Below are 24,306 nucleotides of genomic sequence, written 5' to 3'. Positions count from 1 at the left end.
TCGTTAAACAGCGATAAAAAATAATACTGTAACGAGGCGCTTGCAGAATGTGTCGGTCATGTCTTATGTTGTAGGTCAATGAAGCCAATTCTATTGGGAGTTAACGTATGCACAAATTAGCTTTTTTTGTTCCTGAGTCTCATCTTGATACTGTAAAAGTTGCTCTGTTTGAGCATGGAGCTGGAAAAATAGGGGACTATGATGCTTGCTGTTGGCAAGTTTTAGGGCAAGGACAGTTTAAGCCCTCTGAAGGCAGTCAACCTTATGTTGGAACACTTGATCAGTTGGAAATGATGTCTGAGTGGAAGGTCGAAATGGTATGTGAAGATCACTTGATAAAAGAAGTGGTAGCCAAGTTGAAGCAAGTGCATCCATATGAAGAGGTGGCTTACGATGTATATAAACTTGCAGATATATAAGCTATGACTTCACTTAGGGGGGAGTGCAGGTAGAGACAGGGAATATATCTGTTATTGATGCAGGTATTAAGTAGTGCCTGAGCCTAGTTACCGAATTTATTAATTTATAAAGTAATAGGATGGATAGATAAATGGACTTAGGGTTCACTTACTATAAAGGTATATCTAGCATTGTTGGTGATATTGTTAATTTACGAGTTTCTGATGTAGCTACTATGAGCACACCGCCAAGAAATCGTGATTTGGCGATTATTGAACAAAATGGCGAATTTTTTTCTTTAGCCCAGATTATCAAACTGTCTGATGACGTGGTGTCATTACAGGCATTTTCTGGCACTAAAGGTCTGTCGAATAATGCTTCTGTGCGTTTTTTGGGTGAAACCATGAAGGCTATTTATTCTGAAAACATCTTTGGTCGTATTTTTAATGGATCTGGTGTGCCTATCGACAATGGGCCTAGTTTGACTCAGGAGCCTAAGGTTGCGATTAATGGTCCTACGGTAAACCCGGTGTCGCGCGTACTTGCTTCCCGAATGATTCGCACTAATGTCCCAATGATTGATGTATTTAACTGTCTTGTCGAAAGCCAAAAAATCCCCATTTTTTCGGTTGCAGGAGAGCCATTTAATAAATTTCTAGGGCGCATTGGTGTACAGGCTGATGCTGATGTCGTTATCTTTGCTGGCCTAGGCTTGATTTTTGATGACTACTACGGCTTCAAGAAAATGTTTGAAGATGCCGGTGTCATGTCTCGAACAGTTATGTATGTCAATCTTGCATCTGACCCTGTTGTTGAACGATTAATGGTACCTGATCTGGCTTTAGCCGTCGCCGAAAAGCTCGCTGTCGAAGAGGGTAAGAGAGTATTGGTACTAATGACCGATATGACAGCTTACGCTGATGCTATGAAAGAAATTGGTATTGCGATGGAGCATATTCCCTCAAATCGTGGCTATATGGGCGATTTGTACTCTCAGTTGGCGCGTCGTTACGAGAAGGCTTGCGACTTCAGAGGAGCCGGTTCAGTCACAATATTATCTGTTACGACTATGCCTGGTGATGATGTGACGCACCCGGTGCCTGATAACACGGGGTACATTACAGAAGGCCAATTTTATCTCCACAATGGTGTTATTGATCCGTTCGGTTCGTTATCTCGTTTGAAGCAGCATGTTATTGGTAAGCAGACGCGAGATGACCATAGCCAAATTATGAATACCATGATCCGCTACTACTCTGAAGGTGTTGATGCTGAACAGAAGCAAGCAATGGCATTTGATTTAAGTGAGTTTGATCATAAGTTGTTAAAGTTTAGTCAGTTGTTTAAAAAGCAGTTTATGCGCCTTGATATTTCGATGGAATTAGAACCTGCACTTGATGCTTGCTGGGTATTGCTTGCTGAGTGTTTTGATAAAGAAGAAGTGGTCATTAAACAGGTATTAAAGGATAAATACTGGGCAGGGACTGATGGCAAAGTTAGCGCTTAATAAAAGTGCCTTAAGCAAAGAAAAGCACCGTAAAGCTTCGTATGGTCGTTACTTGCCATCGCTTGAAATGAAGCAGAAGCAGTTGCTGATCGAGCGAAAAAAAGCAGAAGAAGCGTTGCAGCAGCATGTATGCGATATAGCTTCCTTGGAGGCTGCTGTCTATCAGAAGCTTCCAATGTTAGCGGTTGTCAATATCGAAATGGATGGCTTAGTCGTTGTTGAAAGTTTTAAGCTTTCTGAAGAAAACCTGTTAGGAACCAAGGTGCCTGTTTTAGAAAGTATCATCTTTAAACGGGCTGAATATGGTTATCTTATTCGACCGCATTGGTTTGAAGAACTCGCGATTTCTCTTGAAAAAGTAATGCAGCTTAAAATGGAAGAGCAAGTTCTGTGTATCAGGCTTGAAAAATTACAATTGGCCGCACGTACTATTACACAGCGGGTTAATTTGTTTTCTAAAGTACTCATTCCTGAAGCGGAGGATAATATAAAGAAAATAGGCCTTTTCTTATCTGATCAAGAAAGGGCCGGTGTTGTTCGCTCAAAGCTTGCTAAACAAAAGAAGCTGGTTGATTTGGGGAGGGCGCAGTTATGAGTATAGCGGCGCTACAAAAATTAACCCTGATTGGCGAGATAAATGAAAAAAGCGCCATTATGGAGCAGTTTCAAACATTTGGATTGGCTCATCTCATTACACTATCGGAGCAAACTCTAGATCAATCAACTGATGCAACAACTTACCTGCGAGAAGCATTAAGCTATTTGATGAGCGCGCCGCTTAAAAGACGAATGCAGATGCCATCTGAATCAATTGAGTTATCGGATGTAATTGATCGAGTAATAAAAAACAAAGTTGCTCGTGAAGATGTCATTGATGAAATTGAGTTAATGGCAACGAGAAAAAAAGAACTAGGTGTATGGGGTGATTTTGAGTTCCCACCTCTAGACGAGATGAATCAGTATCGGGTTTGGCTTTATTTAGTACCGTTGAGTAAAGAAGCACTGTTGGCTAATGTTGAACTTCCTTGGAAAATTATTAATAGAGATCATAAAAGTATCTATCTGGTAGTGATTGCTGTTGATGAGCCTAATGCAGAGCAAGTAGCGTTTCCACGAGCACATATCGGATCAAGTTCCCTTTTTAGTTTGGAAAAATTAAAAAATGATGCGCTCGTACGGTTGGAGGATTTGAATGCTGAAAGGCAGCTACTAACGCGCTGGATACTGTCACTGACGCTCTCCTTAAATGACACCATTAATTCGCATGAACTGGCTTTGGCTGAACAGCTTGTTTTGGATACGGGTGACTTTTTTGTTCTACAGTCTTGGGTACCGGAAGATAGTTTGCCTGCTTTTAAAGTGTGGGCAGAAGGCTTGCCGGTTGCTTATCAGTTCGAGGAACCGACTGTAAATGAGCTTCCGCCTACGTTATTGAAGAATGGCAGTATTATGGGTGGGGGAGAAGAAGCGGTCTCTTTCTTCCAATTGCCTGGGTATCGTTCTTGGGATCCTTCAATTGTCATTTTTTTCTCTTTTTCATTGTTCTTTTCTATGATTATGGCCGATGCCGGTTACGCACTGGTATTGGCTGGCGTTCTGTTGATCTCTTGGCGAAAGCTCAGTGATGGTGGTGAAACTAAGGTAAGAATTCGTAACCTGTGGTTGGCGCTAGTAGCCGCAGCATTCTTTTATGGTGTTTTGGTGGGAAGTTACTTCGGTCTTACACCTACGGATGGAACATTCTTAAGCCTCTTTCATGTGATCAATATGGGTGATTTTACATCAATGATGAAGTTATCAATTGGTGCCGGTGTTTTGCATTTAGTGATTGCAAATAGCATGGTTGCTTGGGGGAAACGTAAATCGTTAGTTGCGCTTTCATCGGTTGGCTGGGTGCTCAGTATTGCCGGTGCTTTTGCATTATGGCTTAGCTACATACGTATCGCTGATCTTGATGTGGCGAGTACGCTTTCTCTGAAAGTTATCATTGCTGGCATTGTGCTTATTTTATTGTTTTCAGGTGAGCGGAAAATGGATAGCGTAAAAAGCTTGTGCTTACAGTTATTTGACGGCTTTACGGCGTTATATGGCTTGTCTAAAGCGTTTGGTGATGTGCTTAGTTATATGCGCTTGTTTGCTTTGGGCTTATCCAGTGCCTCACTGGCAGTGACGTTTAATGACTTGGCTATTGTGGCGAGAGATTCTGTATCAGCAGGCGGGTTTATTTTGTTTGCGCTAATTATTCTCCTAGGGCACGGATTAAATTTTGTGCTCGGTGTTATGAGTGGAGTGATTCATGGTTTGCGTTTGAACTTACTTGAATTTTACAACTGGGGTGTCAAAGGTGAAGGCTATCCCTTTAAAGCTTTTAAGAAACGAGGAGAATAAAGGTGGAACAATTCATAATTACCTTAGGATGGTTGGGTATATTTGCTCCGACAGCATTGGGCGCTATCGGCAGTAGCTATGGATGTTCTCGTGCGGGGCAGGCAGCCGCAGGAGCTTTGCTGGATACAGAAAGCGGTTATGGTAAATATATTGGCTTATCTGCCATGCCTTCAACACAGGTTATTCTTGGTATCGTTGTGATGTTTACACTCAATCGAGAGCTTACAATTGATAACTCTCCTGGCATTTTTGCGATTGGAATGCTGACAGGCTTGGCGTTAATGATGAGTGCTATTTATCAAGGGCAGGCACTTGTTGCCGCTATTAATGCGGCTAAAAATAAACCGGAAATATTCGGCTTAGCAATTGCACCTGCCGCCATTGTTGAAGGCTTCTCAGTATTCGCATTTGTTTTTGCACTAGTACTTGCAGGCTCTTTACCTGCGTAGATGGTAACTCAATAGGTTCATTTCCTGGATAAGGGAAGGCTGATAGAAGAGTTCAAGCGTAACGCTCAGGAATAAGAGGTCGATATGTCACAGTCTTTAGATACTAAACAGTCTGCCAGTGGTGTGCAGGAGCTCATTGATCAAATCAGGGATAAAGGGGTTAATGAAGGTAAAACTCAAGGCTCTCGAATTGTTGAAGATGCTGAATTGCGAGCAGAATGGATCATTAAGCAAGCTAAAGAAGAAGCTGAAGCGGTTAAGCAAGAAGCGGATGAAAATTACCGTTTTGTTACAGAGGCGGGTAAGGGGGCGTTGGCCTTAGCGTTTAGGGATATTAAGCTAAAGCTTAAGGATGAGCTATCAATTCAATTTTCAGAACAGTTGCGAAAATTGGTTGAAAAAGAGTTACAAGATCCGGAGACGCTCAAGTTATTACTTATTTCTGCCGTATCAAAAATATCGATACCTGAAGAGCCGCAAGTTATTGTTTTACCTGACAGGGCAGTAGGTATTAATGAGCTACGGGAAGATTCCCGCTCTCTTGAGCAGGGGGTGTTGGTGGAGTTAGTCTCAGATACCGCTAAAAAAATGTTAACAAAAGGTGTCGATATACGTCTTGATAGCACTATAAACAATGGATTTGTATTGTTGTTAAATGATGGAGAAATCACAGTCGAAGTGACAGATAAATCACTGTCAAACATGTTGCTTAAGCACTTGCAGCCTCGTTTTAGAGCCATTCTTGAAGGAGTGGTGAGCTAGTGGGCGAAGTATATGATGAGTCCTAATGTTAATTCAGATTATGTAGAGCTACTTTGCTCACTGCCTTACTTGCATAATCCCTTTGTTCGTCATCGGCCTCCCATTTCTGCTGTGCAGTTTAGAAAAAGATTAAAGATGCTTGATTTTGAGTCCCGCCAGTTAGTTGATGAGTTGGCGGGAACCTTTTACTGGGGATTGCTTAAACTTGATGATTCCGATGCAGAACTCGTACGCAAAGCGACACGTATCATTGAGACGTTACCGTTTCAGGATATTAAAAAATGGCAGATGTGGAGAATGGATTTTCGTACTGTTATTACTGCTCTCAGGCGTCGAAAACAGGGATTAGCAGCTCCGGATAGAAACGAATTGTGGGGGTATGGTCATTATGTAAGCCATATCCATCGTCACTGGAGTCACCCTACGTTCAAATTGGAGTCACGTTTTCCTTGGTTGCCTGAAGCAAAGGATTTATTAGAGTCAGGAGATAGCTATGGGTTGGAGAGACATCTGATGACGACTGCGTGGGACTATTACTCGCGTCAGGAAGCAGATAAGCCCTACTCGCTTTCTGATGTTTGGCTCTACGCAGCAAAATGGGATCTTGTTGATCGCTGGTGTTGTTATAACGCCGATGTAGCTAAACAACACTTCGAAGAGCTTGTTCAGGCTGGGCTAAAGCAACCAATGGAACAACTGAGGGCAATGGCATGAGCCAGAAAATATCAGGATTAAATACTCTTAATGCCAGCGCACGGGTTGTATCGGTTAGTGATGATGTTGTCACCATTGAAACAATAGGCAAAGGTGTAGGAGAAACGGTTACTCCTTTGGTTAAAAATGAAGTTGTGTTTATTTGCCCTCAGACAGTGCCTGGCACTAAACAAGAAAAACTGAAAGCCGAGGTTCTCAGAGTAAGGGGGCACCGTGCAGACGTTCAGGTGTATGAAGATACAACGGGTGTCGCGATTGGAGATTTTGTAGAGCAAAGCGGAGAAATGCTTTCAGTAGAGCTCGGTCCTGGTTTATTGAGTCAGGTGTATGATGGATTGCAAAACCCATTACATCGTTTAGAGGTCATGAACGGGCGGTTTCTTCTTCGTGGTGAAGTGGCTGCAGCATTGGATCGAAATGCTAAATGGGCTTTTGTGGCCAAAGGTCGTGTAAAAGACCAGCTAAAACCCGGTGATGTATTGGGTACGGTACAAGAAGGTCGCTTTACTCATAAGATTATGGTGCCGTTTTTGCTTAGGGGAGCGCTCACTATTGAGTGGATTCAGGAAGGGACGTTTCCTGTCGAAACCGTTGTAGCAAGATTACGTGATGAAAAAGGCAGGCTTCACGACATTTCTATGGTTCAGCGTTGGCCTGTGCGTATCCCTCTGCCAGTTAATCTAATTAAAGATGGTTGCAGTGAGCGCAAATACCCAACACAACCCATCATAACCACGTTACGTCTTATTGATACATTTTTCCCTATCGCTAAAGGTGGAACAGGGTGTATTCCCGGGCCATTTGGTGCGGGAAAAACGGTTTTGCAGAATCTGATTTCTCGCTATTCTGATGTTGATATTGTCATTGTTGTGGCTTGTGGTGAGCGTGCCGGTGAAGTAGTTGAAACCATTACTGAATTTCCCAAACTACAAGATCCTCATACCGGCGGTACGTTAATGGATCGTACTATCATTATTTGTAATACCTCTTCGATGCCTGTTGCTGCACGAGAAGCTTCTATCTATACGGGAGTAACTCTTGGGGAATATTATCGTCAAATGGGATATGAGGTATTGTTGATCGCCGACTCTACTTCGCGCTGGGCACAGGCAATGCGCGAAACCTCTGGTCGCTTAGAAGAAATTCCTGGCGAAGAAGCGTTCCCTGCATATCTAGAGTCTTCTATTCGTAATTTGTATGAGAGAGCCGGTGTTATTCGTAGCAATGATAACAGTGAAGGTTCATTAACGTTGATAGGCACTGTTTCTCCTGCTGGGGGTAACTTTGAAGAACCTGTAACGCAGGGAACCTTGAATACCGTTAAGACTTTTTTAGGGCTAAGTTATGATCGTGCCTACAAACGCTTCTATCCAGCAGTAGATCCGCTGCAATCTTGGAGTCGTTATACAGAACAGCTGACACCTTGGTTTTTAGAAAATATGGGTGCTTCTTGGTTAGATGGAGTCGCTCATATCAACCAGCTACTGATTAGAGGTGATGAAATATCGAGAATGATGCAAGTAACGGGCGAAGAGGGTGTGAGCCAAGCTGATTTTGTGACCGAGCAAAAATCTACATTAGTGGATATGGTCTATTTACAGCAAGATGCTTTCGATGATGTGGACGTTTCAACGGATATAGAGCGCCAAAAGCATAGTTTTTCGTTGTTGATAAAAATAGTTGATACCAAAATGATATTTCAATCAAAAGCGGAGACGCGTCGTTGGTTTAGCCGTATGACTGATACTTTTAAGAATTTAAACTACTCACAGATGAACGGTGAGGATCATAAGAAGTATTTGGAGCAAATTGGTTCATTATTAAAAGAATCTGCCGAAAGGGCACCCGTAGTGCGAAAATCATAAGGAAGTGATTGGGTAGCACATATTTATACTGGTTTTACTATTTATTGTTCTATACATCAATATGTTATGAGTTCTTCGTGAGTTTGTGAATAATGATTGCTTGGGTGTGTTTCTTCAATAAGTATAGAAGGCTTAGCTTAAATCTTATTAAGCTTATATTCATTTTTTCTATTCCGCCCGTGAAAGCTGTTATACAATCGCCGTCCTAAATAAGCGACGCTATAGTCGTTTTAACGTGATGGCTGCAGATTAAGCAGTTTTCGATTGCTGGAATAGTACTTTATTTATGTCATTTCGATTAGATGCCCACTCAATACCCCGCTACCAGATGTGGGGCATGATGGGTATCGTGCTGTTATTACTGACCACCATTTTCGTGTTTTTTATCTCGCGTGAATATGTTGCTGATGATAAGCGAGCAGCTTTGTTATACCAAGAGATTCTTGATAGCCAGAAAGTACGCTTGCGTGCAGAGTTGGGCTCTACGCAAGATTATATTCAGTTTATGAGCCAGCAGGCTGATGCAGTGCTCATGGCAAACGCTAAAAACCAAGTAGATCAAGCCTATAGCGTAGCACTCTCTATTTTCCGGCAATTAAATGGTTCTCGTCCAGAAGCTGAAATTAAAACAGTTATCCGTGAAGCACTGCGATACATTCGATTCTCTAATGGTCGAGGGTATGTTTTTATAGATGATATGGATGGACGTTGTATTTTATTACCAACGGCACCTCAATTAGAAGGCCAATCTCTCTGGGATACTCAAGATGATAATGGGCTTTATATCATGCGATCTCTCATTGATGCCGTAAAGAATTCAGTCGGTGCTGGTTATAGCCGCTATCGTTGGTACCCTCCGGGTAACACTGTCGAAATGAAAGAAAAAATTACTTATGTACGTCACTTTGCGCCCTTTAATTGGGTTATTGGTGCAGGTGATTATGTATTTCAAACGGAAAATGATCTAAAAAAAGCAGCTTTGAAGAGAATATCAGCGCAGCGTTTCGGCGGGAATGGTTATATTGCAGTGTTGGATCTAGACGGTAATGTTTTGTATACGCCGCATACCAGTGCACCATTGCTTCCTGCCCATTACAGTACATTTACTAATGCTCAGGAGCGTCAGGTAGTCGAGCATATCGTAAATGTGGCTGAGCAGGGTGGTGGCTTTACTGAATATGATTGGTTTATGCCGAACAATGATGGGCCTCTCCCTAAAACATTCACAGCAAAGCTTTCTTTGATAGAGGTGGTTCCTTCATGGAATTGGGTTTTAGTAGCGGGTGTTTATCCGGAAGAATTTCAGGAAATGCTTCGCCTGCAACAAGAAGAATTGCAAGAGAAGCTCCGGGAAGATGGGTTGTTTTTATTGCTGGGCTTATCGTGTGCAGGTTTCTTTGTGATGATAATTGTTTGGTTTTATGGAAAGTGGCTGGAAAAGCTATTCCTACGATATAGCGCAGATATTGAATCAAAGAGTGAGCAAATTGAAGATGATGCTCGATCTTTAAAAATAGCCTCTCGCGTGTTTGATACTGCTCGTGAAGGCATTATGGTAACCGATCCTGATAATAAAATTGTTGCCGTTAACGCGTCGTTTACAGAGATTACAGGTTATGAAATTGATGAAATTATAGGCAGAAGTCCAAGTGTGCTTGCCTCTGGAAGACACTCTTTGCACTTTTATCAAGGAATTTGGGAGTCTTTAAAGTTATCGGGCCAATGGAGTGGTGAAATTTGGAATAAAACAAAGTCCGGAGAAATTTTTCCTGAGCAATTGTCGATTTCAGTGTCAAAAGATGAGCATGGGAGTGTCGTCAATTATATAGCAACTTTTAGTGATGTGACTGATAAAAAACACGCTGAAGAGCAGTTACGTTACTTAGCTGAGTATGATGACTTGACCGGCTTGCCTAATAGGCGCCTGCTGATGGATAGAGTAGTGCAAACCATTGCAAGGACTAAGCGGCATGAGTTGCGTTGTTTTTCTTTGATGTTTATCGATCTTGATCGTTTTAAGAATATCAATGATTCGTTGGGTCATAGTGTTGGTGATCTAGTGCTTCAAGAAGTAGCTCAAAGGTTACAGGGCGCTGTCCGTGAAGTTGATACGGTTAGCCGCATTGGTGGTGATGAATTCGTTATTCTTGTGACAGGCAAAGGCAACGATGCTGTTATTACTGCGGCAAATTTGGCTCATAGATTGTTGACGATGGTGTCTGAGCCAATTCAAAATGAAGAGTTAGATTTGATAGTGACGCCTAGTATTGGAATTGTCTCTTATCCTGCTGATGGTGATGATTTTGAAACGTTATTACGTAATGCGGATGCTGCCTTGTATCACGCAAAATCACGTGGGCGGAATAATTATCAATTTTATAATTGCAAGATGAATGAGAAAGCATCTGCTCGTTTAAAGCTTGAAAATGCACTTCGACAAGCAATAGAAAATGCTGAGTTAGAACTCTATTATCAGCCGCAGTATAGCCTGAGCACAAAACAACTGACGGGTTGTGAGGTGCTGTTGAGATGGTTCCATGAAGGAGAGTTTGTTCCGCCTGATGTTTTCATCCCGCTAGCTGAAGAAACTGGGTGCATACTACCCCTAGGGAAATGGGTGCTTGAGCAAGGATGTCGCCAAGGCGCAGAGTGGTTAAGTAAAGGTATTGATATACCTTCTGTTGCTATTAACGTATCTGCTTTCCAATTCAGACAAGAGTTCTACCGCACGGTTGATAGTGTCTTACGCCATACTGGCTTTCCGCCCAGTTTATTAGTGTTAGAAGTGACTGAAAGCGCATTGATGAGCGATGTCAGTAGAACAGAATTCCTATTAACTCAATTTCGTGAACTGGGAATCCAGATTGCTTTAGATGATTTTGGAACGGGATATTCAAGTTTGGCTTATTTGAAGAAATTCTCATTAGATAAGCTGAAAATTGATAGGGCCTTTATTGATGGTTTACCAAATGATACAGATGACATAGCTATTACATCCTCTATTCTTGATGTCGCGAAGCATTTGGGATTAGAAACGATTGCTGAAGGTGTTGAAACTGTTGAGCAATTACACTTCCTAGAAGAGCATGGTTGTGAGCAAGTGCAAGGATTCTATTTTGCTAAACCATTGCCAGTAAATGAGTTTGAGTTGTTGATTAATTCTGCTAATGGTTAGTCATAATTATTTGATTGGCAGTAAAAAATAACAGAGTATCCTGATGTTTTTTGCAGTGAGGTCATTATGCTAGGGCGTTGGGTTCCAGTTGTTTCTTTATTTCTAGCGATGTTGTTATGGGCTAGCTCTTTTATTGCGTTAAAAATAGCATTTGAATTTTACGACCCTATGGTAGTGATTTTTGGGCGCATGTTTATCGCTGCTATTTGTTTTATCTTTTTCTTGAAATATTTAATGCGTTTTCAGTATCAAAAAGGTGACTGGCGGTTGCTCTTACTGATGGTGATATCAGAGCCGTGTTTGTATTTTCTGTTTGAAGCTCATGCGTTGCAAAATACAAGCGCAGCGCAAGCTGGAATGATTACTTCTATGGCACCGTTGTTGGTGGGCCTTGGCGCGTTGTATTTTCTTAAAGAGAAACTTCAGAAAGAGGTTTGGGTCGGTTTTCTAGTGGCTGTTGTAGGTGCTATTTGGTTGAGCTTATCCGGAGATGAAACAGAGCATGCTCCCAACCCATTATTGGGTAATTTTTTAGAATTGTGCGCTATGGTGTGTGCCACAGGATATACTTTATGCCTTAAACATCTGTCACAACGCTATTCCACTTGGTTTTTAACTGCGTTACAAGCTTTTTGCGGTACGTTCTTTTTTCTTCCTTTTCTTCCTTTTTCTGGTGAAGGAGCTGTGTGGCACATTGGTTGGGAGCTAGATGGTGTGTTGGCTATTTTATACCTAGGTACCTTAATCAATATTGGTGCTTATGGGCTCTATAATTTAGGTGTTTCAAAAATCAAAGCGGCTGAAGCCTCTGCATATATTAATTTGATCCCAGTCTTCACACTATTGATGGCTTATCTTATTTTGCATGAAACATTTAATATTCAGCAAATGTGTGCTTCTGTCTTAGTATTGGGTGGTGTGTTTCTTAGCCAAAGAAAAGCTTCTGTTAAGGTTGAGGCAGTAAACGCTACAGTCGTATAAGGAAGACTTGAATTTAGTCCTGCGGTTTAATGAGTTGTTTTAGAGGTGTCTCTAATACGACATTATGCAGTGGGAACTTTCCGGCTTTGTAGTCCTCAATATAGAATGTGAGAGCATTTTTGATGGTTTGAAAAGCCAGTTCATCCCATGGGATTTCATCAAAGTTGAATAGTTGAACATCAAGTGACTCGATGCCGCTTGAAAATTCAGGTGTGGTTAGTTCTGCTAGGAATAACATTTGTACTTGGCTGGCATGTACTATGGATGTGAGTGTGTAGAGGCTGATGATTTTAACGTCAGCATTGGCTTCTTCGATGGTTTCCCTAAGGGCTGCGGCTTCAACAGATTCCTTATTTTCCATATAACCTGCAGGTAAAGTCCAATAACCCCGTCGTGGTTCAATAGCGCGTTTACATAGCAATATTTGATTGCCTTTGTAAACCGGTAGGCAGCCAGCAACAATATTTGGGTTGCTGTAGTGGGTTATTTTGCAAAAATGACAATTGTGACGAGATCTATTGTCTCCTTCGGGAGTGTAATAAAACACTTTGTTACCACATTCGCTACAGTACTTCATTTTATCTCCTTGTTCATACTATAGTGTATAGATGAAGACTCATGGTAATCAATAATATGAGGAGTGCCATACAATGAGAGAACTTTCGAGTTAGTTTATGATGTTAGATCAGTTACGAGAACGATTGAGTTGTTATCATGCGCGCCGTTTTGATAGCCAAGAAGCGCAAGCAAGTGTATTGATTGCGCTTACGGATAGTCATGATCCTCATGTTATTTTAACTAAGCGTGCTGCTGGCCTCTCAACTCATGGTGGGGAGGTTGCATTTCCTGGTGGGCGGCATGACCTAACAGACCCTGATTTACTATTTACTGCGTTGCGTGAAGCGAATGAAGAAGTTGGTTTGTTACCTGAAGATGTAGAGATTCTTGCACCGTTAGGGCAGGTTATGTCTAAGCATCGCTTACAAGTGACTCCTTGGGTTGGGATTGTACCTGAAGCGGTAAGTCTGACGCCTAGTCCTGATGAAATTGATAGTATATTTACAGTGCCGTTACGTTTTTTTTTAGATGACCAACGCCACCATACAGATGAAATTCGATTCAAAGGTATGACTCATTTTGTACCTGCATATGAGTATGAAGGGCATATTATTTGGGGGTTAACGGCTTACATGCTGATTGAGATGTTAAATATAGGTTTTGATGCGAAAATCCCAATGAGGCCTCGTCCAGAGCATGCTTCAAAATGTTAGTAGGGAAGTCGGTTAACAAAAATAAAGTTTCTGTAAAGAGTGTGATTTAGCAAATGAAAGAGCAAACTAATTTAGTTCGAAGTCCATGCATGGGTGTTTGCGCATTGGATGAGAATGACCTTTGCATTGCCTGCCGCCGTAGCGGCATGGAGATAGCCGAGTGGGGTGTGCTGAACAATGATCAGCGCCGTGAAGTAATTAAAAAAATTGAACGTCGGTATCAAGGTGAGATTTGTAAGTGAGGTAACACGATGCTGCCACTACAGCACGGTGTTTCCAGCGGGGAAGGCTTCGCTTAGTCTGTTTTTAGTGCAAATAAGCGAGCTGTTGTAATTAAGTTATCACTCATTTGAAGCGTTTCTATCCGGTAGCCACTAATATCTAAACATACATTGGCATCAGGTATGGATTCCAGTGTTTCCATAATCAAACCGTTGAGTGTTTTTGGTCCATCCGTTGGAAGATCCCAAGATAGTGCTTTGTTAATGTCGCGAATAAAAGCCGAAGCTTCTATGAAGTAGCTGCCATCATCTTGTCGATGTATATCTGCGTTTTCTTCTCTGTGGTCAGTTGATAACTCTCCCACAATTTCTTCAAGTATATCTTCAAGGGTAGCTATACCCAATACATCGCCATATTCATCGACAACCAAGCCAATACGGCGGCTTTCCTTTTGAAAATTCAATAGCTGTGTTTGTAAAGGCGTGCTTTCGGGGATGAAGTAGGGTTCACCAATAACTTGAAGAATAGAGGCTTTAGTGACTTTTCCTTGTTGTATTAGTTGCGCCAGGTTACGCATATGCAAAATGCCGATAACCTTATTAATATCCCCATTGTAAACAGGTAGTCGTGTGTGGTTGGTTGTAGATAAGCAGTTAAGAATTTCATTCAGCTCAAGATCGAGATCTATACCTTGGATGTCATTCTTTGAAATCATGATGTCATCTACGGTTACATCATTTAACTCTAGGACGCCTAAGAGCATAGATTGTTTGCGGTGTGGCAGTAATGCTCCAGCTTCATGAACTAATGTGCGTAGCTCTTCGGTACTAAGGTAGTGGTTGCTGTTGCCATCAGGGCTGATACCAAAGATTTTCAGAATGCCATTGGTGATCCCATTAACGACCCACACAAGAGGATAGGTAAGCGTAAGCAGTGGCGTTAAAATGTATGCTGCTGGGAACGCTATCTTCTCAGGGTAAAGTGCAGCGACTGTCTTGGGTGATACTTCAGCAAAAATAAGAATAATAATGGTTAATGCCGCAGTGGCGATTACAATGCCAGCATCTCCCCATAAGCGTACAGCAATGACTGTGGCTATGGCGGATGCAAGAATATTAACAAAATTATTACCGATTAAAATGACACCGATTAGTCGGTCGGGCCGTTCCAGTAATTTGTTAGCTTTGCGTGCCCCTCGATGGTTCTGTTTGACGAGGTGTTTTAATCGATATCGATTAAGAGACATCATCCCTGTTTCAGAGCTGGAAAAAAAAGCCGAGCATAAAATCAGGAAGCAAAGAACTCCTAAAAGAAAACCTATTGATGCGTCTTCCAAAACTATCGCCTAACGTTACTTATTGGAGGTACATTTTCAGTGTGGACAGAGGGTGTGTCAAGATTTTGCTGCCGTCTAAAAGTCAATAATGTCTAGAACAAGCTTTGATCCGAAAAAACTGAGCATAAGTAAGAAAAAACCGCTGATGGTCCATCTGACTGCCCGGTGGCTCCGCCAGCCTCGTATAGTACGTCCCCATAGCAAAATAGCATAAAGAATCCATGCAATTATCGATAATAAAGTTTTATGTACTAAATGTTGTGAAAATAAATCATCTAAAAATAGAAAGCCTGTTGTTAGTGATGCTGTGAGAAGAATCATTCCGATCCAAATCATTTCAAATAGCAGGCGCTCCATTGTTTGTAGAGGAGGAAGTGATGCAACTAACCCGCGGGTATGGTGCTGTTTAAGAGCGTGGTCTTGCCTGGATAACAAGAAAGCTTGAAAAGTAGCGACTGTGAAAATGCTATAAGACAGAATGGATAGCAAAATATGAACAATTAAACCGCCTTCGTAAATTTTAGCGATGCCTAGGTTGGGTCCCCACACTGAAAGAGCTGCTGTCAGCGCTGCCATCGGGAGAACGCCAATAAAAAGATTTTCAATGGGTTGTCGAAGGCTACTAATGATTACGACAGCTGCCACTAGCCAGCCAATTAGTGAGCCAGCAATAAAAAAGCCAAGATTTATCCCGTCCGGTTGGTGTAGCACGGTATAAACAGAAAAAGTATGCACAATAGCGCCGGCACCTGCGATTGTTTTGATCGTGGCAGGCGAGCTAGTTTGTTGCTTTAGCAGCTTAAATTGCAAAATGGCTGCTGTCAGGTACAGAAATACCGCTATTAATGTAAACAGAGTGAGCATCTTTTTCTCCTAAAGATGAGTAGTTTGGCATAAATGTGCGGTGGTTGAAATATGGGGGTGTGGCCTTGAACGTCACTACGCTATAATGTCGCCAAAGTTTTACGAATTTCAGGGTTTGATCTTATTCGAAGTTTTACTTTGCGAATAATATTCATATAAATAAGGTTAGGTCCTTGTAGAGGCAACTATGTTTGAGAATCTGTCAGAACGATTAACGAAGACGCTACGCGCGGTAACAGGGCAAGCAAAGCTTACGGAAGATAATATCAAGGACACTCTGCGCGAAGTGCGCATGGCGTTGCTTGAAGCGGATGTTGCATTGCCTGTTGTAAAAGAGTTTGTAAATGCTGTTAAAGAGCGAGCAGTAGGGCAGGAAGTTTCAAAAAGCCTGACGCCTGGGCAAGTCTTTGTAAAAATTGTTAATGACGAGCTTGTGCGGGTAATGGGGGAGGCCAATGAAGGCCTGAATCTTGCGGCGGTGCCTCCTGCTGTTGTGTTGATGGCAGGTCTTCAGGGGGCAGGTAAAACCACTTCTGTGGCGAAGCTGGCTTTATTTCTAAAAGATCGTGAAAAGAAGAAGGTGTTGGTGGTATCTGCTGACGTGTATCGTCCAGCAGCCATTAAACAGCTGGAAATGCTCGCCGGTGAGGTGGGTGTTGATTTTTACCCATCTTCTGCTGATCAAGACCCGATCGCCATTGCTGAAGCAGCTATCCAGCATGCGAGAGTTCAACATTATGATGTTCTGCTTGTAGATACGGCAGGTCGTTTGCATGTCGATAATGACATGATGGATGAAATTAAGCGTTTACACAGTGCAGTTAACCCTGTTGAGACCTTGTTTGTTGTTGATGCAATGACAGGGCAGGATGCAGCGAATACAGCGCGTTCTTTCAATGAAGTGCTGCCTTTAACGGGTGTTATTCTGACGAAAGCCGATGGTGATGCGCGTGGCGGTGCTGCTTTATCGGTACGACACATCACAGGTAAACCGATTAAGTTTATCGGTATGGGTGAAAAAGTTGATGCGTTAGAACCGTTTCATCCAGATCGGTTGGCATCACGTATCTTGGGTATGGGTGATGTGCTTTCTTTAATAGAGGAAGCGGAACGTAAAATTGACAAAGATAAAGCTGAGAAATTCGCGGCTAAGATCAAAAAAGGTAAAGGCTTTGATCTAGAAGATTTTCGTGAACAGTTACAGCAGATGAAAAACATGGGCGGCATGATGGGGATGCTGGATAAAATGCCTGGTATGGGGCAGCTAGCCCAAGCCGCTGATGCAACAAAAGCTGAAAAAGGCATGGGGCAGATGGAAGTGATCATCAACTCTATGACTCGCGGCGAGCGTCGAAATCCCGATATTATCAGTGGTTCTCGCAAAAAACGTATCGCGATGGGTTCAGGTACACAAATTCAAGATGTTAACCGCTTACTTAAGCAGCACAAGCAAATGTCGAAGATGATGAAAAAGTTTTCTGGCAAAGGCGGTATGACAAAAATGATGCGTGGCATGAAGGGAATGTTGCCTCCAGGTATGGGTGGCGGCCCCGGTGGAATGCCTCGGATGTAATGCTGAGTAAAGAATAACCGTATTTGCTTTGCAAGAGGGGTGCTTTCACGTAGAATGCGCCCCTTGAATTATTTTGGCTCGACTGAAAAACTATTCGGTCGGAACTGCAACGCTGGGCGATATCAAAACCCACGCAATATAAAGGGATTAACGTATGGTCACTATTCGTTTGTCACGTGGCGGCGCTAAAAAGCGTCCTTTCTATCAACTAACAGTAGCTGATTCTCGCAATGCGCGCGATGGTCGCTTTATTGAGCGTATCGGTTTCTTTAACCCATCAGCTCGCGGTCAAGAAGAGCGTCTTCGCTTGGATATGGAACGTGTTGAATACTGGACTGGTAAAGGCGCGCAGTTATCTGAGCGTGTTGCACAGCTAGTAAAAGAAGCTAAAAAAGCTGCACAGTAATTTTTATATAGTAGCTGGATAGGTCGATGAGCCGAAACACGAATAATGAATTTACTGTAATCGGCCAGATAACCTCGGTTTATGGTGTGAAAGGGTGGGTGAAAGTCTTCTCTCATACCGAACCGATGGATAGTATCCTGACTTATTCACCGTGGATGATCAAAGAAAATGGTCAGTGGAAGCCTCTTAAAGTAGAGACAGCCAAAAAACACGGTAAAGGCTTTATAGCCAAGCTGGACGGTATTACTGATCGTGATGTTGCTCGTAAATTTTGCGGCATGGATATTGCGATTGAATCTTCTCTTCTTCCAGATTTGGAAGAGGGTGAGTATTACTGGAGTCAGCTGGAAAATCTGACAGTTTATACACTTTCTGGTGAATTACTGGGGCGTGTAAGTCATCTGATGGAAACCGGAGCTAACGATGTCATTATCGTTAAAGGTGATGCAGAGAGTATTGATCGCCGTGAGCGATTAATTCCTTATCTGCCCGATCAGGTGATAAAAGAAATTGACCTGGAATCAGGTACGATGCGGATCGATTGGGATTCGGAGTTCTAAACCATGTGGTTTGGCGTTATTACGTTATTTCCTGAAATGTTCGATGCTGTAAGTCAGTATGGCGTGACAGGAAGAGCGGTTCGTAATGAGTTGATGTCTATTGATTGTTGGAGTCCTAGAGACTTTGCACACGATAAGCATAGCACTGTGGATGATCGGCCTTACGGTGGTGGTCCAGGGATGCTGATGAAAGTTCAGCCGTTACGAGATGCGATTCATGCTGCTAAGGCAGTAGCAGGAGAGGGGGTTAAAGTTATTTACCTCTCACCTCAAGGTCGCAAGCTAGACCACAAAGGTGTGCAGGAGCTAGTTTCCTGTAAGAAATTGATTTTAGTGGCTGGACGCTATGAAGGTATTGATGAGCGGTTAATAGGCTCAGAGATTGATGAGGAGTGGTCGCTGGGAGATTTTGTTCTCAGTGGAGGTGAATTGCCTGCAATGACCATGATCGACGCAGTCTCCCGATTAGTTCCGGGTGTGTTAGGGCATCAAGACTCGGCCGAAGAAGATTCTTTTGTTGAGGGGTTGTTAGATTGTCCTCACTACACGCGACCAGAATCAATTGAAGGACAGCATGTACCTGATGTGTTGTTAAGTGGCAACCACGAGAATATCAGGCGCTGGCGTCTGAAGCAGCAATTAGGCAGAACTTGGCAACGCCGATCTGACTTGCTGGAAAAACTCGAGTTGACTGCTGAACAGCAGGCGTTGTTAACCGATTATATCCATGAGACCCGAGCGTCTGATGGTTGAATATTAGGAGCGAGCGATGAGCAGCAAAAACTTAATCATTCAGCAGATTGAAGCTGAACAGATGACAAAAGAAATACCAACTTTCTCACCTGGTGACACAGTAGTTGTACAGGTTCGAGTAGTTGAAGGTACACGCAGCCGTTTACAGGCTTTTGAAGGTGTAGTTATCGGTAAGCGTAACCGCGGTCTGAACTCTGCATTCACAGTACGTAAAATTTCTCACGGTGTGGGTGTTGAGCGTACTTTCCAGACATACAGTGCTGCAGTTGAAGAGATTACTCTGAAACGTCGTGGTGATGTACGTCAGGCTAAAATTTACTACTTGCGTGAGCGTAGTGGTAAATCTGCACGTATCAAGGAAAAACTCGGCTGAGTTAAACCAGATTCGCTGCTATAGAAAAAAGGTGACCTCAGGTCACCTTTTTTTGTGTGGAAAATAGTAAATTGCAGTAAAGATCACTAGAATCATCAAAACACTATCTTTTGTAGGGCATAGATGAGGTTGTAAATGCGGCGTTGGCTGAAGTGGTTATTAGTACCGTTAGTTCTCTTGCTCTTAGTGCTTGGGGTGCAGGGGTATTATTGGTACCAAGTGAAGTCTGATATTGATAGCCTTATTGCATCAATTAGGCCTTTTGCTAAAATCGAGTACGGTGGAATATCGGCTGTTGTTTTTGGCGAGGTTGTTTTAAAGCAAGTTACTATTCAGCCTAATGCCTATCAAGAAAAAATCTCTATTAAACGGGCATCGCTTACATCACCTTCCCGAACGTTCTTTTTTACAGCTCACCAACAATTACGAACGGGTGTCTTGAATGACCCTGTGTCATTATCTTTGAAAGGGTTGAGTTATGATCTCAATGCCGACTATGCTAAAAACATAGGCTTTTCTTCTTCTGTATCGAGTAATACCTCTCTAGATACACTTGTGTGCGGTGATACTAAAAATATTGACCAAGCTGCATTGCTGGCTATGGGTTATCGGCTTCTCCAGGGTGATGTAAATTTGCTGCTAGAATCTTCTGCCAATAAAACATTGATGAAAGTTCGTCTAGGGTCAGAGTTTGCAGAGCTAATAAAAGGCGAAATAAATTTTTGGTTAGCTTTACATCAAGGTGGAACGTTAAGACGTGATGACTTGGTTAAAACAGCGGTTCAAATGTTTAGAATTACCGTCAGCGACTTAGGATATAACCAACGTTGGAAGGCATACTGTGCTCAGCAAGAAGGTAAAAAACCTTCAGAGTATTTAGAATACTATCGTAATGCACTCGTCCAAAGTTTGGGAGGAGAGGGGGCTCATTATAAAGGAGAGCGCCTATTGGAAGCGCTAGTTAGCGCGAGGAGTGAGCGCTCCATTGTTGCTGCTCGTCTTGAGCCTGCAGTGCCTGTGGGGCTCGGTATTTTAGCAAGCCCGGAAGGAGCAGAGTCTCTTTTTTCTAGTGCCGAATTTGCGATACAAGTTAACGGAAAAGTGCTTGAGTTGGTTGAGTCGGAGTGGCAGGTAATAAGAAAGCTATTTAGTGGGAATGTGCGCCTTGCTGCTCTCGCTGTTGTCGATGAAAAAGATATTGTATTGAAAGCGGATGCTTATGATCGCAGCTCCATGAGGGAAATCATTCCGGGTGTTATGCCGATAAGGCCTTATGAAGCTCCAAAATCTTTTTTAAAGACATCTGTAGGTGATTTGTCGAGCTATGTGGGAAGTGCTGTGAAGCTAAGAACCTTTTTTGGTCGTGAAATGCGAGGTACTTTAATCAGTGTGAATAGTGGTGCAATCAGCATTCGTCATCAGGTAGAGCAGGGTAGAGCAACGTTCCCGGTTGCAAAAGATAAGATAGCTTTGATTGAAGTGTATAGGTAGCAATGCCAGTAAATGAGGCTTGTGGGGATAAGCGTTTTACACGTCGTAGTCCAAGTAATGATGATGCCGTGCTTATCGGGCGGTTTATTGATGCTATTTGGTTGGAAGAAGGGTTAAGTAAGAATACGCAAATGTCTTACCAGCGTGATTTGTCCATTTTTGCTTGTTGGGTCAATGATGCACGTCAAAAGTTAATTGGCGTTGATGCGCTTCTGGTTAGAAAATATTTATCATGGCGTGTTGAGCAGCAGTTTACACCCACCTCTACCTCTAGATTCCTTTCATCTGCTCGTCGCTTTTTTAGATATTTGCTGCGAGAGTCTATTGTGTTTGAAGACCCGATGTTGTTGATATCCATGCCTAAGCGAGGGCGTGCTTTACCTAAGACATTAAGTGAGGAAGATGTTGATCGTATACTAAATGCACCTGATGTTGGCACAGTGCTTGGTCTACGAGACAGAGCCATGATAGAAGTGTTGTATGCATCAGGGTTGAGAGTTTCTGAATTAATTACACTAAATCTTACGCAGATTAACTGCGATGTGGGTGTTATAAGAGTCGTTGGGAAAGGAGCAAAAGAAAGGCTTGTTCCTTTAGGCGATGAAGCTGTGAGTTGGGTGAGACGGTATATTGAAAACGGTCGAGAGGGGCTTGTGCAGAACGCGGTTGATGATACTCTCTTCCTTAGCTTGCGGGGTAGAATGATGACACGTCAAACATTCTGGTATCGCATTAAGAGATACTCTCTGGAGTCGGGTGTTGAAAAGGTAATATCACCGCATGTCCTTAGGCATGCTTTTGCTACACATCTACTTAATCATGGCGCTGATCTGCGAGTTGTTCAGATGATGCTTGGGCATAGTGATTTGTCTTCGACGCAAATATATACTCATGTGGCTCAGCAGCGTTTACAATCAATCCATCAGCAGCATCACCCCAGAGGGTGATTGAACTTTATGAGTTTGATTTAATCTGATGACTATAATTATCCGGATATCGAGGAACGTATGCGAATGAAAACGTTGATGGTTAGCGCTTTGTTGCTGGCTAGTACAGTAGTTGCAGCCGAAGATGTTAAAGATGTGATTATTAAGCAGTTGCAAAAAATTGATACAAATATTCCAGTAGTTTCTGTTAGTAAAGCACAACTAACAGGCATGTATGAAGTAGAGCTGGGTACAGGAGAAGTAATTTATTCGGATGCAAAAGGAGAGTATTTTTTATTGGGGCAGCTGTATCAGATGTCTGATGAAAAGGGCTTTGTAAACTTGTCTGAAGCAAAAATGAATTCACAGCGTTCTATTAAGTTAAAATCTATTCCTGAGTCTGAGAAGGTTGTCTTTAAAGCTACAGGGGTTGAGAAGGCATCTGTTTATGTGTTTACCGATGTTGACTGTCCTTATTGTAGAAAGTTACATAATGAAGTGCCGAAGTTACAAGCAATGGGGGTCAGTGTTGAGTATTTGGCGTTTCCTCGCCAAGGGCCCAATACAGCAACATTTAAGAAGATGACAAATATCTGGTGTGCTGAAGACAAAGTTAAGGCGATGACCCGTTCTAAGCAGGGTAAATCACTTAAGAGTGTTGAATGTGAAAATCCTGTTTTAGCTCAATATAAAGTGGGTCAGAACATCGGTGTTACCGGAACGCCGGCAATCATTACAAAGGATGGGCAGCTAATTCCAGGTTATATGCCGGCAGAACGACTGGCTGCTATGCTTGGTATTAAACCCTAGTCTCTGTTTCTACAAAAAAAAGGAGCTTCTAGCTCCTTTTTTTATTGTTGTTTGTTGCGACGTGAATAGAGTCTGAAGAAGTTATTCGATATACTATTTCCCCATTTTTGTTCGTTAATTCAGCTTGCGCTTGGCTTGCGATTGACTAGTAAACTGCGAGGTATTGGTTTGAAACCAGTAAAAGTTGGAATATGTGGTCTAGGTACTGTTGGTAGCGGTACGTTTAATGTCCTGCATCGCAATGCAGATGAAATTTCTCGTAGAGCTGGGCGTCGTATTACGGTTGAGCAGATTGGTTCGCGTCGAGACAACCCCGGGTGTGATACAAAAGGCACTCAGGTTACTCGTGATATTTTTGATGTAGCGACTAATCCGGAAATTGATATTGTCGTCGAGCTGATTGGCGGCTACGACATAGCACGTGAATTAGTGATGACAGCTATCGAAAACGGCAAGCATGTTGTTACTGCAAACAAAGCGTTGATTGCTGTACACGGAAATGAAATTTTCGAAGCGGCGCAGCGTCACAATGTCATGGTGGCATTTGAAGCTTCTGTTGCTGGTGGTATTCCCGTAATTAAAGCAATTCGTGAAGGCTTATCAGCTAACAACATCGAGTGGTTGGCAGGCATTATTAATGGCACTGGTAACTTTATCCTTACCGAAATGCGTGATAAAGGTCGCGATTTCGCTGATGTTTTAGCTGAAGCGCAAGCATTAGGTTACGCTGAAGCTGATCCAACATTTGACGTTGAAGGTATTGATGCGGCGCACAAGCTGACAATTCTTGCTTCAATCGCTTTTGGTATTCCGTTGCAGTTTGATAAAGCGTATACCGAAGGCATTAGTGCGATTACACCAGCGGATGTTGAATATGCTGAAGAGCTTGGTTATCGCATTAAGCACTTAGGTATCAGCCGTCGTACTGAGCAAGGGATTGAGTTGCGCGTTCATCCTACAATGATTCCAACATCTACCTTGCTTGCTAATGTAAATGGCGTAATGAATGCGGTCTTGGTTGATGGTGATGCTGTCGGTCAGACATTATATTACGGAGCGGGAGCGGGTGCTGAGCCAACGGCTTCTGCTGTTGTTGCAGATATTGTTGACGTGGTACGTACGCTAACAGCTGACCGTGATAATCGCGTTCCTCATTTGGCGTTCCAGCCATCTGAATTGTCAGATCTGCCAATTTTGCCGATGAGTGATACTGAAACTGGATTCTATCTGCGCCTGCAGGCCGCAGAAAAGCCAGGTGTATTGGCGAGTATTACTAAAATTCTAGGTGATAACGGCATTAACATTGAAGCAATTGTGCAGAAAGAAACAGCCGAAGAGCAAGTGCCGGTTATTCTGTTAACGCAGCGTGTTAAAGAACAAAAAATGGACGAAGCGATTACAGCGATTGAAGCGCTGGATGACATCATTGGCCAAGTAACGCGGATACGTGTTGAGCATCTTCAAGGTTAAGGGGACTAAAC

The 24,306-nt window shown here is 42.6% G+C and carries 24 protein-coding genes; 21 read left to right on the top strand and 3 right to left on the bottom strand.

The genetic code is table 11. The annotated features are described in order from the left end of the window. The first annotated feature begins 107 nt into the window (after window positions 1-107). From QZZ55_RS01705 to QZZ55_RS01660, 10 genes are all read left to right on the top strand, one after another. A complete protein-coding gene (locus tag QZZ55_RS01705) occupies window positions 108-419 on the top strand; it encodes an NGG1p interacting factor NIF3 (protein ID WP_293264650.1) in 312 nt (103 codons plus the stop codon). A gap of 131 nt (window positions 420-550) precedes the next feature. After that, window positions 551-1,906, top strand: a complete 1,356-nt coding sequence (locus QZZ55_RS01700) for a V-type ATP synthase subunit B (protein ID WP_293264648.1) — start codon at window positions 551-553, stop codon at window positions 1,904-1,906. After that, a complete protein-coding gene (locus tag QZZ55_RS01695) occupies window positions 1,887-2,501 on the top strand; it encodes a V-type ATP synthase subunit D (RefSeq protein ID WP_293264646.1) in 615 nt (204 codons plus the stop codon). Before QZZ55_RS01700 ends, QZZ55_RS01695 begins: the two co-directional genes overlap by 20 nt. Next, window positions 2,498-4,294, top strand: coding sequence for a V-type ATP synthase subunit I (locus QZZ55_RS01690; protein WP_293264644.1), 1,797 nt, complete (start codon window positions 2,498-2,500; stop codon window positions 4,292-4,294). The genes QZZ55_RS01695 and QZZ55_RS01690 overlap by 4 nt, the downstream gene beginning before the upstream one ends. Before the next feature lie 2 nt (window positions 4,295-4,296). Next, window positions 4,297-4,743, top strand: a complete 447-nt coding sequence (locus tag QZZ55_RS01685; protein ID WP_293264642.1) for an ATP synthase subunit C — start codon at window positions 4,297-4,299, stop codon at window positions 4,741-4,743. Between the two features lie 84 nt (window positions 4,744-4,827). Continuing rightward, window positions 4,828-5,505 carry a hypothetical protein gene (locus QZZ55_RS01680; protein ID WP_293264640.1) on the top strand — a complete coding sequence of 226 codons (678 nt, stop codon included), beginning with the start codon at window positions 4,828-4,830 and terminating at the stop codon, window positions 5,503-5,505. Window positions 5,506-5,517: 12 nt separating this feature from the next. Then, window positions 5,518-6,219 carry a DUF2764 family protein gene (locus QZZ55_RS01675; RefSeq protein WP_293264638.1) on the top strand — a complete coding sequence of 234 codons (702 nt, stop codon included), beginning with the start codon at window positions 5,518-5,520 and terminating at the stop codon, window positions 6,217-6,219. Then, window positions 6,216-8,084, top strand: a complete 1,869-nt coding sequence (locus QZZ55_RS01670) for a V-type ATP synthase subunit A (protein ID WP_293264636.1) — start codon at window positions 6,216-6,218, stop codon at window positions 8,082-8,084. The genes QZZ55_RS01675 and QZZ55_RS01670 overlap by 4 nt, the downstream gene beginning before the upstream one ends. A gap of 286 nt (window positions 8,085-8,370) precedes the next feature. Next, on the top strand, window positions 8,371-11,259 hold the full coding sequence (locus QZZ55_RS01665; protein WP_293264634.1) for an EAL domain-containing protein: 2,889 nt from the start codon (window positions 8,371-8,373) through the stop codon (window positions 11,257-11,259). A gap of 66 nt (window positions 11,260-11,325) precedes the next feature. Further along, the gene (locus tag QZZ55_RS01660; RefSeq protein ID WP_293264632.1) at window positions 11,326-12,240 is read left to right on the top strand and encodes a DMT family transporter; all 915 of its coding nucleotides are present in this window, start codon (window positions 11,326-11,328) and stop codon (window positions 12,238-12,240) included. Between the two features lie 13 nt (window positions 12,241-12,253). Here QZZ55_RS01660 and QZZ55_RS01655 read toward each other — a convergent pair whose 3' ends face one another. Next, complete coding sequence (locus QZZ55_RS01655) at window positions 12,254-12,817, bottom strand: NUDIX hydrolase (protein WP_293264630.1); 564 nt, start codon at window positions 12,815-12,817, stop codon at window positions 12,254-12,256. 97 nt (window positions 12,818-12,914) lie between these two features. Here QZZ55_RS01655 and QZZ55_RS01650 point away from each other — a divergent pair, with 97 nt between their 5' ends. Then, window positions 12,915-13,511: a CoA pyrophosphatase gene (locus tag QZZ55_RS01650; protein ID WP_293264628.1), complete on the top strand. Its 597-nt coding sequence runs from the start codon at window positions 12,915-12,917 to the stop codon at window positions 13,509-13,511. Between the two features lie 53 nt (window positions 13,512-13,564). Then, window positions 13,565-13,753: a DUF1289 domain-containing protein gene (locus QZZ55_RS01645; protein ID WP_293264626.1), complete on the top strand. Its 189-nt coding sequence runs from the start codon at window positions 13,565-13,567 to the stop codon at window positions 13,751-13,753. 53 nt (window positions 13,754-13,806) lie between these two features. On the opposite strand, the gene QZZ55_RS01640 is transcribed toward QZZ55_RS01645, so the two are convergent. Both QZZ55_RS01640 and ccsA read right to left on the bottom strand, forming a co-directional pair. Next, on the bottom strand, window positions 13,807-15,069 hold the full coding sequence (locus QZZ55_RS01640; RefSeq protein WP_293264624.1) for an HlyC/CorC family transporter: 1,263 nt from the start codon (window positions 15,067-15,069) through the stop codon (window positions 13,807-13,809). 75 nt (window positions 15,070-15,144) lie between these two features. After that, a complete protein-coding gene (gene ccsA / locus QZZ55_RS01635) occupies window positions 15,145-15,933 on the bottom strand; it encodes a cytochrome c biogenesis protein CcsA (protein ID WP_293264622.1) in 789 nt (262 codons plus the stop codon). 187 nt (window positions 15,934-16,120) lie between these two features. Between ccsA and ffh the strand changes: the two genes are divergently transcribed. The 9 genes from ffh to QZZ55_RS01590 all read left to right on the top strand — a co-directional run bounded on the left by ffh (window position 16,121) and on the right by QZZ55_RS01590 (window position 24,295). Beyond that, window positions 16,121-17,506 carry a signal recognition particle protein gene (gene ffh / locus QZZ55_RS01630; protein WP_293264620.1) on the top strand — a complete coding sequence of 462 codons (1,386 nt, stop codon included), beginning with the start codon at window positions 16,121-16,123 and terminating at the stop codon, window positions 17,504-17,506. A gap of 154 nt (window positions 17,507-17,660) precedes the next feature. Further along, complete coding sequence (rpsP, locus tag QZZ55_RS01625; protein WP_028468010.1) at window positions 17,661-17,912, top strand: 30S ribosomal protein S16; 252 nt, start codon at window positions 17,661-17,663, stop codon at window positions 17,910-17,912. A 26-nt stretch (window positions 17,913-17,938) separates the two neighbouring features. After that, window positions 17,939-18,472 carry a ribosome maturation factor RimM gene (rimM, locus tag QZZ55_RS01620; RefSeq protein ID WP_293264617.1) on the top strand — a complete coding sequence of 178 codons (534 nt, stop codon included), beginning with the start codon at window positions 17,939-17,941 and terminating at the stop codon, window positions 18,470-18,472. A gap of 3 nt (window positions 18,473-18,475) precedes the next feature. Next, entirely contained in the window at window positions 18,476-19,225 is a 750-nt protein-coding gene (gene trmD / locus QZZ55_RS01615; protein ID WP_293264615.1) for a tRNA (guanosine(37)-N1)-methyltransferase TrmD, read from the top strand. A 16-nt stretch (window positions 19,226-19,241) separates the two neighbouring features. Continuing rightward, window positions 19,242-19,598, top strand: coding sequence for a 50S ribosomal protein L19 (gene rplS, locus QZZ55_RS01610; RefSeq protein ID WP_293264613.1), 357 nt, complete (start codon window positions 19,242-19,244; stop codon window positions 19,596-19,598). Window positions 19,599-19,733: 135 nt separating this feature from the next. Further along, window positions 19,734-21,089 (top strand): hypothetical protein, encoded by a 1,356-nt coding sequence (locus tag QZZ55_RS01605; RefSeq protein ID WP_293264611.1) that lies wholly within the window; start codon window positions 19,734-19,736, stop codon window positions 21,087-21,089. A 2-nt stretch (window positions 21,090-21,091) separates the two neighbouring features. Continuing rightward, complete coding sequence (xerD, locus tag QZZ55_RS01600) at window positions 21,092-22,036, top strand: site-specific tyrosine recombinase XerD (RefSeq protein ID WP_293264609.1); 945 nt, start codon at window positions 21,092-21,094, stop codon at window positions 22,034-22,036. 66 nt (window positions 22,037-22,102) lie between these two features. Further along, window positions 22,103-22,825 carry a DsbC family protein gene (locus QZZ55_RS01595; protein WP_293264607.1) on the top strand — a complete coding sequence of 241 codons (723 nt, stop codon included), beginning with the start codon at window positions 22,103-22,105 and terminating at the stop codon, window positions 22,823-22,825. A gap of 168 nt (window positions 22,826-22,993) precedes the next feature. Beyond that, the gene (locus tag QZZ55_RS01590; protein ID WP_293264605.1) at window positions 22,994-24,295 is read left to right on the top strand and encodes a homoserine dehydrogenase; all 1,302 of its coding nucleotides are present in this window, start codon (window positions 22,994-22,996) and stop codon (window positions 24,293-24,295) included. The last annotated feature ends 11 nt before the right edge of the window (window positions 24,296-24,306 follow it).

The organism is Neptunomonas sp. (assembly GCF_016744175.1).
In the GTDB taxonomy this organism is placed as follows: domain Bacteria; phylum Pseudomonadota; class Gammaproteobacteria; order Pseudomonadales; family Balneatricaceae; genus Neptunomonas.
This window is presented reverse-complemented; position numbering and strand designations above follow the sequence as displayed.